This window comes from Oscillatoria nigro-viridis PCC 7112 (assembly GCF_000317475.1).
Classification (GTDB): Bacteria; Cyanobacteriota; Cyanobacteriia; order Cyanobacteriales; family Microcoleaceae; genus Microcoleus; species Microcoleus nigroviridis.
Genome location: NC_019729.1, coordinates 1,272,837 through 1,287,853, shown reverse-complemented (window position 1 = coordinate 1,287,853; position 15,017 = coordinate 1,272,837). Strand labels below are relative to the sequence as shown.

Sequence of the window (15,017 nt, the reverse complement as noted above, 5' to 3'; positions counted from 1 at the left end):
GAGCAATTAACCGCCAAAGGTACTCAGCTACTCACCATTGTCTTTGACGGTGCTGAGTATATCTTGTACTTTTTCAAAGGCAAGCTCAGTTATTATGGCTGCCGATCTTGCACTGAGGCTGCATCTTTGACTCGTGTTTTTGGTTGGCTGTTAGCATAAGCACGTATCAAAGCAGACTTCTTAAGCCGTTTGACGCCACTCAAAACCAAGAGTGCAAACAGGGTTCCTATCAAACTCATCACCCACAAACCGCAGCCTGCCGCTGCACCTAATCCGGCAGCCAACCAAATAGTTGCGGCGGAAGTTAGTCCTTTGACTTCAGCTTTACCCACTGGGTATTGAGTTTGTTGCAGAATGATTCCGCCCCCCAGAAATCCTACCCCTGTGGCAACTCCTTGGATAGTTCGGCTTAAAGCGTTGGAAGAGGAAAAGGTGCTGTCGCCATCCATCTGCAAAGGAATCATTACAAATATAGCTGCGCCTAGACTCACGATCGTAAAGGTTCTTAAACCTGCCGGTCTACCTGGCTGCTGGCGGTTCATGCCGATCGCGAAGCCTACCAGTAGTGCAGCCGTCAGCCTCAAGGTGACTGTCTGCCAATCGTTGGGGCTGAAAAATATAGAACTCATTGCCTGTACTCCTACTAGAACTGGCTCTTCACGCGGACGCATTCCCAGGCGGGGCAGGCTGACTCAAGGTAACTCCGGTTAGCCGCTAGATTTACTAGGGAATTAGGTTAAGTTTAAGTTAAGACTAAGTTAGATTCAAGTAGAGGTTCGGCTCGTCGATGTGCGACCCCGAAACGTCAAACGCTGGAACTCCCACGCTGATAGGGAGTTAGGTTAATTGCGGCTAATAATTTTCTTCGTGCAAAAGGTTGTACAAGGGGTTTCAATCCCTGATAGGGAGTTATAGCCTTTCTCAGATAGATCAGGTACAAGTTTAGATTTTAGATTTTAGATTTTAGATTTTAGATTGGGGGATTGGGGAATTGTTAATTAATTCGTGAATACCTCATTTTTCCGAGAACCGCTATAGGTTAATTGCGGCTTCACCGCGTCCGCATCTTGAATATCAATTTGCGGGCTGTTTCAATCCCTGATAGGGAGTTAGGTTAATTGCGGCTTGATTTAATTAACAACTTAACTGCTTCTCCACGTTTCAATCCCTGATAGGGAGTTAGGTTAATTGCGGCTCAATATGTTTGGTGAAATCATCAGGAGTTTCAACGTTTCAATCCCTGATAGGGAGTTAGGTTAATTGCGGCTCGATGGCTACAGACCGCAATACAATACCAGTTTCAATCCCTGATAGGGAGTTAGGTTAATTGCGGCCCTTGGCTTGTAAATCTTCAAGAATTATCGAATGACTGTTTCAATCCCTGATAGGGAGTTAGGTTAATTGCGGCTGTGGACAACTTCAAAAGGTAGCAAGCGTGACTGGTTTCAATCCCTGATAGGGAGTTAGGTTAATTGCGGCGAAAATCCCGATCTGTACGCGGTTCTAAAGATGAACTGTTTCAATCCCTGATAGGGAGTTAGGTTAATTGCGGCTACTCTGATTAGCCTATCCGTCCAATTAGATTTTAAAGTTTCAATCCCTGATAGGGAGTTAGGTTAATTGCGGCCAGTACGCACGATTGCTGCAAGAACAAGCCGAGCGAGTTTCAATCCCTGATAGGGAGTTAGGTTAATTGCGGCTGGTGTGGCCCTTGCCCCTATGGGGTTTATGGTGTTTCAATCCCTGATAGGGAGTTAGGTTAATTGCGGCGAAAAGCGATCAGCTCAGGAATTTAAGGTTGGAGTTTCAATCCCTGATAGGGAGTTAGGTTAATTGCGGCCGCCCGTTCCAGAAGCTTTGCTGTATTTGGTTTTCAAGGTTCATTTGCGTCTGCGTAAAACAAAAGTACCATTTCAGCCTTCGACTTGTCAATACCCACATTTTCATACAGCCCTCAAACCCTTTTCCTGTATAGATTTCAGCGATTGCGTCTCCCATTTTATTGGTTGAAGTGCCTCTAACCCTTACAGGATCTAAATTATAGCCCCCCAATTTCACACCTCGATTTTTACACCTACTCCTAGACGCATTTTCCACCGAAAAACACACATCAACCGATCACCACTTCCCCAAAGCCCCCCAAACAGTACCCGAAACCACGCCCCAAATTGCCCCCAAACCAGCCCCCACGATCGCCCCCGCCACAGGCCCCAACTCCACCGGCACCCCAGCGCTAACACCCGGAAACATCGCACACACCCCCGCCCCCAACACAGCACCCGCAAAAGTCCCCAAAAAACTCCCCCAAATCGCCCCCAAAGTCCCACCATTGACACCCGAAGGCTGAAACGAAATCGGCAGCTTCGGCGCAAACCCGCAAAAACCCAACAAACCCCCAGAAACCACACCCCCAACAGAACCCACACCAGCCGCCACGATCGCCACACCCAGCAGCAAACCCGCAAACTCATTCACCGGCCGCATCTGGACACCGTACTGCTGCCAAACCACCAGCCCCGCCCCCAAAAAAATACCAGCCAGAGTCCCCACAAACGAGCCCCAGACCGCCCCCAAATACCCTCCCCGCCGGCCCCACACCCTCCCCACCGGCAGCGCCAGAGGAGGCTGAAAAGCAGCCCAAACACAGCCCCAGACAGCCCCAACCCCCGCCCCAGCCAAAATCCTCTCGCCGATTCCCGGATTGCTATTAATTGCCCCAAACACCGCACCGCCGATCGCCGCCAACAAAAAAGCCCCCCAAGCCGCCCCCACCAAAACTCCGCCCCACTTCCGCCAAATCTGATTCGGCGGCAAAGTAAAAACGCCCCACATCATCCCAAAAAAACAGCCCCAAATCGTACCAACAAAAATCGCCCCCAAAATAGCGGCGCCGCCCTCAGCTATTACCGAATAAATCCCCCCGATCGCCGCCAAACACAAACTGCCCCAAACACCTCCCCAAGCAGCATCCTGAACAATGCGCTCAAACTTGCCCGCGGGAAGCTGAGGCGCAGGAGTCCGACTCCGAGAAGACATCGGCATCGGCAGCAGCGGCACTGCGTACTGGCCCAGGGGGCGCGGCAGCCCCGTGGCGGGCTGTTGCCGGCGCACTGCGGGTGGGTTCGCGACGGGCGGGGGTTGGGGCTTTTTGCGCTTGATTTTCGCGGGCTGCAAGTGCAATCCGTTCCTGACTGCTTGCCGCGAAGGAAACGGATCGCGCCCTTTGAGGAGTTTTGCCCGATCGCACCAAGGGCACCGACTGAGATGATTTCCGTATTTATGCTGGCTGTTTTTGCTGCAAGTAACTAAAGCATCTTCCGCTTCCCGAATCGCATTCACCCAAGTTTTCGCATCCGGGCGCGCGGAAGGATTGCCGTGCCCTTCCTCAAAACAGCGGATAAACATCTGCTGCAGCCGCGGATGCAGCATCTCAAAAGGAGGCGCAGCGGGCATCGGGCGGTAGGGAATCCGCTTCGTACCTGTGGGGAAATGGCCCGATCGAATTCTCGCTTCCAAAGACGGCGGTTCGCCGCTACCGAGATAAACTCCCGAAAACGGGTGCGTACCTTCCATCAGCAATTGAAAAATTAATACAGCTAAACCGAACAAATCGTGCTCTGGAGATCGATCGATATCGCGGAAAGTCTGCCCCTGCAACTCCGGCGGCGTAAACTCCGGTTTCCCCACGGGACACCGATAAACGTAACCCGTATAAGGATCGCGCACTTGAAACGAATCCGTGTCTACCAGCGTTACCAACGCCGTATCCGTCACGAGAATGTTCGACTCGTTTACGTCGCCGATGACGTAACCCCTGACGTGGAGGGCGTTTACAGCCGAGGCGAGATTTCTGGCGGTACGGTGGAGGTAAAGATAGCTAAATAGCGGTTTTTGTTCGCGCCTGGTTTTGGGAGTGTAGAAAGTGTGTACCGGCATCACTTTGTTGACGCGCGGCATCACAAAACCGACGATTTTTTCTCGCCCGCCGACAGTATGCAGCAAATCGATCGGCCAAGCAATGGAAGCGTGCCCGGGTTCCGCGATCGGCGCATCCGGCGGCATACTGAACATGACTGTGAGTTTGTCGCCGTCTTCGTCTGTCGGTTTGTGGTAGATTTTTGCTACAAGGGACGAGTCTTGGGCGATCGGGTAGATGCGACCCTCACCGCCACTGGCGATCGCGGTTTTGGTATCGATCGCAATCAGTTGTCCGCTAAATTGGCGCTGCAACTGCATAGAATTCCGTTATGGGATACAGGATTTGGAAGCCATCACTCAATAAATTTGACTTGCCCATTAAATCTTACCTTTGTTAGGACTTAGGCACCGGTGAGGAGAAACCGGGTTTTTCACCAAAAGAGGCGTTGCAGCCCGCAGATTCGGTAAAAAACCCGGCTTCTTGGGTGGGAGTGGGTAAGCCCTGTTTACCTGAGTGGGATGGGCGTCCCGCCCGTCCATCCCTGAGTGGGATGGGCGTCCCGCCCGTCCATCCCTGAGTGGAATGGGCGTCCCGCCCGTCCATCCCTGAGTGGGATGGGCATCCCGCCCGTCCATCCCTGAGTGGGATGGGCATCCCGCCCCTCCGCGCCATCAAAATTAAATGTGAACCAGCTTCAAATCCACCGACAATAACAACATTTTATCCTCAATTTTTTGTCTGACGGCGGGTGTCACCTGACAATTATCGCTGTTGAGGCATTCCACCAGCAAGTTGTGGGCATAGTAATACTGTTTCAGCAAAGTTTTCTGTTGGGGGCGAAAGTTTTGATTGTAGCCGATCGCAGTTTTGAATTTTGCCAGCCAACAGCTACCGCACTCTTTGCGCCACTTTTTCCAGTTTTGCAAATCAGGCATCTCAGTCTGAAATTGTGCCAGCAGTTGTTTAAGTTCTGGTTCAATATCCAGTCCCCAAATGCCAACCAAGATACCCGCCACATCATTATCAAAAGCCAATTTCAGACACTCGTTAACCTCCGCAAATTCTACATTTTTCCCAGCCTTTACCAAACTATTCCGCAGCTTGCGAACTTTCGATCTATCAAACTTCAGACTCGGATCGAGGACGCGAGTCAAAGCCAAATCGAGCACGCAAACTAAGGCAACATAAAAAGCGCGAATTTCCGCCGGTTTGAAATTCCTTTGCACTAACTGAGACTTGTGATTTGCCCAGATTAGCAACTGCTGCAAGGTTTCATCCTTAGCGGCCATACTGTCTAATTTTTGTTGCATCAGCAGCAAAAGTTCGTCAGCCGGTTGCAAAATGCTGACAACTCTCACAAATTCTTTTTTCCACTTTTTGTCTGTAATCCGGCTGACCAATTCTGGCAGCGATTCCGGGTTTGCACTGTCAATCACATATTCTGGTTGAGTTTCGCTTTCCTCTAGCAGTTCGTCAACTGCGCTTTTGATAAAGTTATCCACCAACCAGTCGCGGGTACGCGAGAAATTGCTGTCCAACTCTAGGTAATGACTGCCTAATTTTGCCTTAAAGTCTTTGGGAAAAATCTTTTTAGCCACTAACATATTTTTCCAGCGAGTTAGCTGGCTGGCGTTGCGTTCGGGAAAGCGGTGGTACAAATAGTCGATCGCGATCGCATCTAGAATATCCCCACCCAGGATTTCCCGCCGTTTCACCTCGTTTTCTCGTCCAATTTTTCGCCGCTGAGTTAGATCCCCATGCTGGCTAACATTTGGTTCAATCCAGCCCTGAATCAGCCAGTTTCCCCCACGGAAAAAATCGCGGTCTAACTCCAAGTAAATCGCGCCAAACAAAGCTTCACAAGTCTCAGAAACAATTATATTGTACTCCCTTTCTTCTGTCTCTTTCCGGTTCCAGACGCGCCAATTAAGTTCGTTTAATTTCAAATTTTGTGCAAAATCCGCAAGCTTTTTCGGATCTGCTAAACGAGCTTTTAAGGTTGAGATAGCATCGGGATCGATTGCTGGATATTCGCGGTAGAGGTAATCGGTAACAACAGCACCGAAAATAGATCCCCCTAAGAGTGACAGCCGTTTGTACTTAACCTCTTGCCAAGCGGGAGACTCCTCCGGGCGATCGGAGTAATAGCTGGTAGAGTAACGGCAATTCAAGGCGATTTCGAGCAGTTTTGTCTGCTGAAAGCTGGGAATGTCGATCGCTGCTTTGACCGCTTCAATATCTACCTTTTTATTTTTTATTTGCTCTAATTCTTCTTCACATTTTCCCCACTTTTCCAACCAATCACCTCCCGCATCTTCCACATACAAATCTACAAAATCTACCCCGTAATTCATCCATTCATCCTGCATTTTTCTGGCTGCTTCCAGTTCTTCCCAGACTTTTTGCAAGTTGTTTTCAACGATGCTCGTACCTTGTACAGTCATAGTATTTGATTTTGATGTATTTTGATTTTATTTCCAACTCTTTCACCGCGATTAAATCAAATCTCAATTCAATTTAGAGCGAGTTGCTAGTTATTTCACTCTTATTGATTGATGCGGTAAATCTTCTCGTTACTTAGCCTTCCTATCAAGCACCTCTTGCCAGCGTCTGGCAGACCCCTCCCGGAGACAGAAAAGGGGAGGAAAAATCTTGGTCTGTTTTCCCTTTTCCCGAAGCAGGCTGGGGGTTAGGTTTTTGGCATTGCCGAAAATTGTGCAATATGTGAGTTAGTCAAATTTTTTTTCACAGAGTTTTTAGCAGTCGAACTATTCTCAGCAGCAGATATGCTTGATTTACGGGAACTTGAGGTAACGACCTGCGGGCAAATTATCACTATTATATAATGCAATGTTAACTAACTGGTTCAGGAAATTTGCATCGTTTTTATCATAACTTAAAAATAATCCTCTGTCAATCCCCCAATCTTGAAGAGTTTGTTGCCAATTCTGATATTTTTGTTCAGAGAATTCATCCGAAAGAGTTGTGACTTGAATGCAGAGGGGCTGCTGTTGGCGGCTGCTAACGATCGAATCGGTTGCCATAGAAAGATCTGCAACATATCGATACAAAACAGTGCCTTGGCGATCGACAATTCGGGCTGCGATCGCTCGAATGACGAGATCGTCAGCCGGATCGAATTTACCGGCTTTCAGTTTTTGTTTCCAAATGTAAAATTTGCGATCGGTTTCGCTCAGCCATTTAGGAAATAGATAGCTGTACCAATACCTTTCCCCCGGAGTCATCAACTCAAAAGCGGCTTGCTGTTCTCTTTCCGAAGGTAGAGATTGAACGGCCAGCCAAACCTGAGAATCTCGGATAAGCTGCAGCAAAAAAGCCATCACAAATTTTTTAGCCGTTAGCGAACCGGGTTTAACATCTTTCACCCAGCGATTGATTTCATCCAATCTTCTCGCCAAACTCGGATCTATTAGATCTGCGTCGCTAATTAGGGAGTTGAGCTTATCCTTAATCTCTTGTGCTTGCAAATGACGACCTACTGTACAAGTTAAAGCAGAATTGTTGACTCCTCGATTTTATTATAGAACCGCGCCAAATTTTCACCGCTGATTACACATCTCCCAAAATTGTTGTGGGTAAGTACCCTGCCAGCCCTTAACTTTATTTGAGCAAATGTCTATTGAGTAGCTGCGACTGATTCCCGTAGGCGCAGGTACAAGAAAACAAAATAAACATTGATCGACGGCCCGGCTAAAAACCCGAGTAGATTAGCTGCAAGCTGAGATGCTAGCAAATTTTTCGTCGAACTGATTAATAGGGAAATCAACAGTATTGGCACAAAAAGCACAAAAAATATCAGCAAAGTGGATCGAAATACCAACCACCAACGCCCTTTAGTTAATTCCCAACTGCTGCTAAGACTGTCTAGCGCCGAAGAGTTATCAATAACGGTAGCGTAAGATGAAAATATCAACCGATATGATACATAAAATCCGGGAATTATTAGTGCAATGAAGCCAGCAGACACCAGCAGCAAACACATAATGTAAACCCCAATTAGTGGCAGCAATCTTCTGTTTGCTTGATTGAAAGCCTGACCCACAGTTACTTGATTTTTTGTCAAACTTCGGTAAGTGTAGAAAATCATGGCTCCCGACAATAAAGGAACTACCACGAACCAGTAGATAATATTGACAGCAACACCTGCTGAACCTAGCTTGCCCAAACTATTGAGCGCGGCAAATATCAAACTGGGAGAGTTGATGAGCAACAGGGGAGCGTATAGAGGCCCCGTAGTAGCAAATGTTTCTCGCAACAGACTTCTGGCACTAATTCGTGAAGCTGTCATAATTTTTTATCCTGCTTTTGTAAATGGATTTGAACCTATTAAGCGGGCTTTACAAATAAACATTACATGGGAGGGTAAGTGAGAATACTCATCAAGTCGCTGGTATCTCACGATCCTAGGCTAAACCCGCCCGGACAAGATACTATTTTTGTTAGCCCTTACCTACTGAGACATTATTAATTAGAAAAAGTTGCTAACAATAATGTTAAGTCATCATCGGTGCGTTCGGAAACCCGGGGCGATCGCAAAAATGACTCTAACTGCTGTTTGGCATCTTCCTCTTCTTTCCACTCGCCAGAAAACCGAAACAAAGGCGCAAAAAACGGCCCGTGCGGCGTGCCTTCTGGGATTTTGAGAGCTAGCATTTGCAAGCCGTCGGAAAAAACGGCCAAGTGCCGGAGTTTTTCCCGCAGTACCTGAAATTGCGCTGTTTCAATTGCATTCGGCGAAATCAAAAACACGGTTTCGTTGATGTATTCGCCGCAGGGAGGTACAGTCAGGGCGATCGCATTTCCGACACTATCACCCGCTACCGCCGCACCGTCGCCGATTTGAGCAACTGCGATTAATTCCGGCGTAGCAACAACCGCAATTAAAGTGCAGGCCAAATCTCTCGCAGCCACTTCCCGCACTGCCGCTTCTGCTTCCACCTGCGCCCGCGCAACTTGCAGTGATGCAGTCAAGAATACCTGCCATTCGTCGTCATTTTGAGGCAGCCTTTCCTGTTGCTGGCAAATCGTTTCAACAACCGCTTCCACAGCAATTTTCGCCCCAATTTCTGCGAGTGCTGCGGAACCCGCGCCATCGGCAACTGCGGCGGCTAAAACACCGTTCGGCAAGAGACGCCAGCAGTGGGCATCTTGACAAGGCTGCGATCTTTTTTCGTGGCTCGTACCTATCACCGATGCCGCTACAACTTGCCAATTAAAGGATGAATTCTGCATTAATAACTCTTTAACTCAAAACTTCGTAAATTCACAACTCTGCAAAGTCTGGACGGGTTTATTTATCCCTAATTACAGCACTTTTCTGGGTTCGTAGGTACTAGCGTAGGGAGACGGCAGTGCCGTGTCCCTACAGCACTCTTACTAATGACCAATGACTAATGACTAATGACCAATGACTAATGACTAAACAGTTCCCCATCCGGGCGGCGGCAGTGCTACTTGTTCATCAATTTTTGAGTGAGAAACTCTCTGCATACTAGCCGACAGCCAGATGAACATCTCTCTAAAGTCTAATCCTCTCAATTTTACAGGCGTGCGCTCGACAATTTGCGACAGACGGGTGATATTAGCACCTTCCACTCCGACTGCAAAAAATGCCACGCGCTTGTTAATTTCTTCCTCTTTAATCCGCTGTGCTGCTATTTCCACAACATCGTCGGATTCGCCTTGAGGTTCGCCGTCGGTAATCATAAATACCCACGGGCGGTAGTAGGTAATGCCGTTGTTGCGGTATTCGGATTTGCGGGCGGCAATGGTATCTAATGCTAGCTGAATCCCTGCGCCCATGTGGGTTTGTCCTTGAGCTGTCAGCAGTGGCGCCTCGAACTGGTCGGCGGTCACGAAGTCTTGCACGACTTTGATATGATTGTCAAATGAAATAATCGCGACTTCCACTCGCTTTTTAGCTAGTTCATCTTTAATTAGGTCATTCCTAAAAATTTCCAGCCCCTCATTCAAGGCATCTATGGGTGCGCCTTGCATGGAGCCGGAGGTGTCCAGCAGGAGGACGCAGGGACAGCGCGGCTCTGGGTTTTCGGCAAATTCTACGGCTTCGTCTAGTCTCATGGTTCGGGGTTGACCTGGGAGTGGCTCGATTTTTAGGTTTGTTACTTTCTACCCTAGCAAGTAGGTGACATATTTAACTCAATCTGCCCGCTGGCGATCGTATTTTACCATTTACCTGAATCGATTTGAGATTTTTAATTGTAGATTGTAGATTTGATAATTGGATATCTGCGGTCAAAAAACAAATTAATTCCTGCCTGTGGTAATATAGACTAATAGTATTACCGCAAAATAAGGATAAATCTTATGATTGCAACAGTCACACAGAAATTCACCTTTGACCAATTCCTTGTAGAATGTCCAGAAGATGGACTCTACGAACTGGTAAACGGAGAAATTGTAGAGATGAATGCCACAAGGAATCATGATGATGTTGCTAATTTCATGTTATTTGGCTTCAATGATGAAATCCGGCGACTAAATTTGAATTATGTAGTCAACACTACAGCCGTTATCAGAACTGTAAGTAAAGCCGGCATCGAACAAGGGCGGAGGCCGGATGTCAGCGTAATCGATCGCGATTTGTGGCGCTCGAACCGTTCTGCTTATGCTGCATTGCGGGAACCAATTCAATTGGCAGTGGAAGTAACATCAACAAATTGGGAGGACGATTATACAGACAAATTGGACGAATATCGGCGCCTCGGAATTCCCGAGTATTGGATTGTCGATTATTTAGCAATTGGCAGCAGGGAATTTCTCGGAAATCCCAAAGTTCCAACTGTATTTGTTCACCTTTTGGATGCAGATGGCAACTATCAAAGAAGCGCGTTTAAAGGCAGCGAACGAATTGTATCGCGGACTTTTCCAGAATTAACGCTGACAGCAGAAGAGGTGATGAATGTTTAACTTCGGTTAATCCAGCTAGCCAGACTATTCTCCATGAAAAATCACTGAAAATATGAAATCTGTTTCTGAAAAAAAAGCTATTAGTCCTTGGAGTTACAAACCTTGGTGGTGCCAGCCTTGGTCGATTCTTTTAACTGGTACTAGCCTGATTGGCGGCAGTTGGTTTTTATTAAAAACTGTTTGGATAACTGTTTTAGTCGCGATTCCTTTATTAGCTTGGATGGGTTTTTTCTTGTTAGTTTGGCCGAGGTTGATGCTGTCTAGCGGAGTTTTGGATTCTCATCAAGATTAGGTTTTGGTGGCGCGCAGCCTGTGTTTAGGGTAAGGTGCGCCCTGCACACCCTACCTTTGAGTGTTTCGCAGTCTAGGTTTGCGGGTAATAGTCTTGAATTGCTTTTACTTCCATCGGGTGGGATTTGAGCGATCGAATTCCCGCTGCTGTCGCTTTGGCACCGGCTATTGTCGTAATAATCGGGATTTTGTAAGTCAAAGCTGTGCGGCGGATAAAGATTCCGTCGGCTCGGGATTCTTCGCCCGAAGGTGTGGTGATAATTAGTTGAATTTTCTCATTCTTGATCGAATCCAACAAATTCGGCCGCCCTTCGTGCAGTTTCAATTCCAAATCTACCTCTAAACCTTGCTCTCGCAAAACTTTGCGTGTCCCGTGAGTTGCGACTACTTTGAAACCCAATTCTAAGAATTCCTTGACAACGGGTATAACTGCTATTTTGTCCCGATCGCGCATCGAAACCAGTACAGTTCCCAACAGCGGCATCATTTGTCCGGTACCTAATTGAGCTTTGGCAAAGGCTTTGCCAAAATCGGTGTCAATTCCCATGACTTCGCCGGTCGATCGCATTTCTGGCCCTAACAAGGTATCAGTTCCCGGGAACTTAGCAAAGGGCAATACAGCTTCTTTTACCGAAACATGAGTGGGTATAATCTCTTCAGTAAAACCCAAAGCTTCTAGAGTTTTGCCAGACATGACTCGCGAGGCCATTTTTGCTAAGGGAACTCCGATCGCCTTGGAGACAAAAGGCACTGTTCGAGAAGCGCGCGGATTAGCTTCCAAAATGAAAACTTGTTCCCCTTGAACGGCAAATTGAATGTTCATCAACCCGATCACTTTTAGGGCTTTTGCTAGTTCCACTGTCTGGCGGCGAATTGTTGCCAAAGCTGCCTCGGAAAGCGTCTGGTAAGGGATAGAACAAGCAGAGTCGCCGGAGTGGATTCCCGCTTCCTCAATGTGTTCCATAATACCCCCGATCGTCACATTGCCAGTAACATCAGCGATCGCATCTACATCCACCTCGATCGCATTCTCCAAAAACTTATCAATTAAAATCGGATGATCGGGTTCTACTAGCACGGCATAGGTCATGTAACGTTCCAATTCCGTATCGGAATAAACAATTTCCATGGCTCGCCCGCCTAATACGTAACTCGGTCGCACCACTACGGGATAACCGATCCGTTGAGCTACTATTAAAGCATCATCAAAACTACGGGCTAAACCGTTAGCAGCTTGCTGAATATCCAACTCCCGCAGAATCTTTTCAAATCGCTCCCTGTCTTCAGCAGTATCAATGGAATCCGGCGAAGTTCCCCAGATTTTGGTTTGTACGTCGGGGTGATTTTCCAGAGCTTTTTGTAAAGGAACCGCTAATTTCAGCGGCGTTTGACCGCCAAATTGAATAATTATTCCCTCGGGATTTTCGGCTTCGATGATGTTGAGAACATCTTCTTTTGTTAGCGGTTCAAAATACAGGCGATCGCTCGTATCGTAATCCGTCGAAACCGTCTCCGGGTTCGAGTTGACCATAATTGTCTCAAAGCCGTCTTCTCCTAGGGAATAGGAAGCGTGACAGCAGCAGTAATCAAACTCAATTCCCTGTCCGATCCGGTTCGGCCCGCCACCTAAAATCATCACTTTTCGTTTGGTAGAAGGCAAAACTTCCGACTCCGGCGCCAGACTGTGGCCCACAGGCGAAACTTTCTTTTCTTCATCGCCCAAGTCCCAAATTGCCGCTCCCGCTTCGTAGGTGGAATAATAATACGGTGTAAACGCTTCAAATTCAGCGGCACAGGTATCGACTGTTTTGTAAATCGGAATTATGCCTAACTGTTTGCGGTAAGCGCGGACTTGATCTTCCGATGTTTTGGTGGCGTAAGCAATTTGGCGATCGCTAAAACCCAACTGCTTTACTTCAAACATTGTCTCTTTTGTCAACTCTTCCAACCGCGTTCGTTTCAAGAACTTCTCAGTTTCCAGCAATTCCTGCATTTTATCCAAAAACCAAGGGTCAATTCCTGTGAACTCGAAGATATCTTCTACCGACATTCCCATCATCATCGCGTGGCGAACTGTAAAAATGCGTTCGGGATTTGGCGTCCGCAATCCGGCGCGAATTTGTTCCAAACTCGGCAACTTTTCCGGTTTGTCGCACCCGAAACCTGCGCGGCCTGTTTCCAATCCCCGCAGGGCTTTTTGGAAGGATTCGTTGAAGCTGCGCCCGATCGCCATTACCTCTCCTACTGACTTCATTTGTGTTGTCAAAGTCGGTTCGGAACCGGGGAACTTTTCAAAGGCAAATCGGGGAATCTTCGTCACCACGTAGTCAATTGTCGGCTCAAAAGACGCCGGAGTTTTCTTGGTGATATCGTTGGAAATTTCGTCTAGGGTGTAACCTACCGCTAATTTTGCCGCCATTTTGGCAATTGGGAAACCAGTTGCTTTCGAGGCCAAGGCGGAGGAACGGGAAACCCGAGGGTTCATTTCAATAACGATGAAATCTCCGTTGACAGGATTGACGGCAAATTGAATATTGGAACCGCCTGTTTCAACTCCGATTTCGCGAATAATTTTCACCGAAGCATCTCGCAGGCGCTGATATTCTTTGTCTGTGAGAGTTTGCGCCGGGGCGACGGTGATAGAATCGCCGGTGTGGACGCCCATCGGGTCGAGATTCTCGATCGAACAAATAATCACCACATTATCTGCCAAATCCCGCATTACTTCCAGTTCGTACTCTTTCCAACCAATCAAAGATTGTTCGATTAAAATTTGCGATACTGGACTGGCATCAATCCCGCCTTGTGCCATTTCTTCAAACTCTTCTTGATTGTAAGAAATGCCGCCTCCCGTGCCGCCCATTGTAAAAGCCGGACGAATAATTAACGGATAACTGCCGATTTGGTGACCGATTGCTTTGGCTTCGTCGAGAGTGTTGGCAATTCCTGAAGGACAAACTGCGACCCCAATTCGCGCCATCGCTTCCTTAAATAATAGCCGATCTTCTGCCATTTCAATTGCTGGCAACTTAGCACCAATCAACTCGACCTTGTATTTTTCTAAAACGCCATTTTTAGCGACTGCAACTGCTAAATTTAGCGCTGTTTGACCGCCCATAGTCGGTAAAATTGCTTGAGGTCTTTCTTGAGCGATGATTTGTTCGAGGATGACCGGCGTTAGAGGTTCGATGTAAATGCGATCGGCAGTTTCCGGATCGGTCATAATTGTTGCAGGGTTGGAATTCACCAACACTACTTCAAAGCCTTCTTCTCGCAAAGCTTTGCAAGCTTGTGTCCCTGAATAGTCAAATTCGCACGCTTGACCGATAACAATTGGGCCGGAACCAATAAGAAGAATCTTTTTTAAGTCTTGACGACGGGGCATAGGTTCGTAATTAGTAATTGGACAAGGTGGAGGATTAATTTGATATTTTGCATCAGTCTTAGAAACAGGCTTTCTAAGTTGTTCCCCCCAAAGCTTACTCAAAATAGTGCAAGTTTTGTTGTTAATTTGAAATTGTGCACCATTCTCAGCATTTTGGAAGCAGAACCTCGCAACTCCGGCTGACAGACACCCCCAGCTAACCAGAAATATTGATGAGAAAAGGGTGCGGTCGATCGGTAAATCAAGACTATTTTAAGTGTTGCGGTCAAATCGTGTTCTAAAATACACAATCCCTGTATTCCGCCAGATTAATCATTGTAGGGACACTCCAAGAAGCCATTGGTGTCAACTTAACGTCAAACCCAATCACAGACTGTTGTTTGAGTATTAAATCTAGATCCCCCCGGCGCCAAGGGCGGGCACGGGGGCACCGCCCCTACGAAGGGGGGGACAAGAGTCTTCTCAAAGTCC

10 protein-coding genes and 1 CRISPR repeat array are annotated in these 15,017 nt (G+C 47.5%); of the genes, 2 read left to right on the top strand and 8 right to left on the bottom strand.

Annotated elements, in window-relative coordinates; genetic code table 11:
- Positions 1 to 92 precede the first annotated feature (92 nt).
- The 7 genes from OSC7112_RS05620 to OSC7112_RS05590 form a co-directional block, all read right to left on the bottom strand.
- Positions 93 to 629 (bottom strand): MgtC/SapB family protein, encoded by a 537-nt coding sequence (locus OSC7112_RS05620; protein ID WP_015174993.1) that lies wholly within the window; start codon positions 627 to 629, stop codon positions 93 to 95.
- A gap of 459 nt (positions 630 to 1,088) precedes the next feature.
- Positions 1,089 to 1,840: direct repeats of the CRISPR family, unit length 37 nt; unit sequence GTTTCAATCCCTGATAGGGAGTTAGGTTAATTGCGGC.
- A 278-nt stretch (positions 1,841 to 2,118) separates the two neighbouring features.
- The gene (locus OSC7112_RS05615; RefSeq protein ID WP_015174992.1) at positions 2,119 to 4,236 is read right to left on the bottom strand and encodes an integral membrane protein kinase; all 2,118 of its coding nucleotides are present in this window, start codon (positions 4,234 to 4,236) and stop codon (positions 2,119 to 2,121) included.
- Between the two features lie 360 nt (positions 4,237 to 4,596).
- Positions 4,597 to 6,363: an NACHT C-terminal helical domain 2-containing protein gene (locus OSC7112_RS05610; protein WP_015174990.1), complete on the bottom strand. Its 1,767-nt coding sequence runs from the start codon at positions 6,361 to 6,363 to the stop codon at positions 4,597 to 4,599.
- Positions 6,364 to 6,714: 351 nt separating this feature from the next.
- A complete protein-coding gene (locus OSC7112_RS05605) occupies positions 6,715 to 7,407 on the bottom strand; it encodes a hypothetical protein (protein WP_015174989.1) in 693 nt (230 codons plus the stop codon).
- A gap of 149 nt (positions 7,408 to 7,556) precedes the next feature.
- On the bottom strand, positions 7,557 to 8,228 hold the full coding sequence (locus OSC7112_RS05600; RefSeq protein ID WP_015174988.1) for a DUF7847 domain-containing protein: 672 nt from the start codon (positions 8,226 to 8,228) through the stop codon (positions 7,557 to 7,559).
- Between the two features lie 176 nt (positions 8,229 to 8,404).
- Positions 8,405 to 9,172 carry a PP2C family serine/threonine-protein phosphatase gene (locus OSC7112_RS05595; RefSeq protein ID WP_015174987.1) on the bottom strand — a complete coding sequence of 256 codons (768 nt, stop codon included), beginning with the start codon at positions 9,170 to 9,172 and terminating at the stop codon, positions 8,405 to 8,407.
- Positions 9,173 to 9,358: 186 nt separating this feature from the next.
- Entirely contained in the window at positions 9,359 to 10,021 is a 663-nt protein-coding gene (locus OSC7112_RS05590) for a vWA domain-containing protein (RefSeq protein ID WP_015174986.1), read from the bottom strand.
- 246 nt (positions 10,022 to 10,267) lie between these two features.
- Between OSC7112_RS05590 and OSC7112_RS05585 the strand changes: the two genes are divergently transcribed.
- Both OSC7112_RS05585 and OSC7112_RS05580 read left to right on the top strand, forming a co-directional pair.
- Positions 10,268 to 10,870: a Uma2 family endonuclease gene (locus tag OSC7112_RS05585; protein ID WP_015174985.1), complete on the top strand. Its 603-nt coding sequence runs from the start codon at positions 10,268 to 10,270 to the stop codon at positions 10,868 to 10,870.
- Between the two features lie 52 nt (positions 10,871 to 10,922).
- Positions 10,923 to 11,162 (top strand): DUF6737 family protein, encoded by a 240-nt coding sequence (locus tag OSC7112_RS05580; protein WP_015174984.1) that lies wholly within the window; start codon positions 10,923 to 10,925, stop codon positions 11,160 to 11,162.
- A gap of 72 nt (positions 11,163 to 11,234) precedes the next feature.
- On the opposite strand, the gene carB is transcribed toward OSC7112_RS05580, so the two are convergent.
- Positions 11,235 to 14,546 carry a carbamoyl-phosphate synthase large subunit gene (gene carB, locus OSC7112_RS05575; protein WP_015174983.1) on the bottom strand — a complete coding sequence of 1,104 codons (3,312 nt, stop codon included), beginning with the start codon at positions 14,544 to 14,546 and terminating at the stop codon, positions 11,235 to 11,237.
- Between the last annotated feature and the right edge of the window lie 471 nt (positions 14,547 to 15,017).

Excerpts from the sequence above, each read along its gene's own strand:
- OSC7112_RS05620 (WP_015174993.1), bottom strand. The coding sequence starts at position 629 with ATGAGTTCTATATTTTTCAGCCCCAACGATTGGCAGACAGTCACCTTG.
- OSC7112_RS05615 (WP_015174992.1), bottom strand. The coding sequence starts at position 4,236 with ATGCAGTTGCAGCGCCAATTTAGCGGACAACTGATTGCGATCGATACC.
- OSC7112_RS05610 (WP_015174990.1), bottom strand. The coding sequence starts at position 6,363 with ATGACTGTACAAGGTACGAGCATCGTTGAAAACAACTTGCAAAAAGTC.
- OSC7112_RS05600 (WP_015174988.1), bottom strand. The coding sequence starts at position 8,228 with ATGACAGCTTCACGAATTAGTGCCAGAAGTCTGTTGCGAGAAACATTT.
- OSC7112_RS05595 (WP_015174987.1), bottom strand. The coding sequence starts at position 9,172 with ATGCAGAATTCATCCTTTAATTGGCAAGTTGTAGCGGCATCGGTGATA.
- OSC7112_RS05590 (WP_015174986.1), bottom strand. The coding sequence starts at position 10,021 with ATGAGACTAGACGAAGCCGTAGAATTTGCCGAAAACCCAGAGCCGCGC.
- OSC7112_RS05585 (WP_015174985.1), top strand. The coding sequence starts at position 10,268 with ATGATTGCAACAGTCACACAGAAATTCACCTTTGACCAATTCCTTGTA.
- OSC7112_RS05580 (WP_015174984.1), top strand. The coding sequence starts at position 10,923 with ATGAAATCTGTTTCTGAAAAAAAAGCTATTAGTCCTTGGAGTTACAAA.
- carB (WP_015174983.1), bottom strand. The coding sequence starts at position 14,546 with ATGCCCCGTCGTCAAGACTTAAAAAAGATTCTTCTTATTGGTTCCGGC.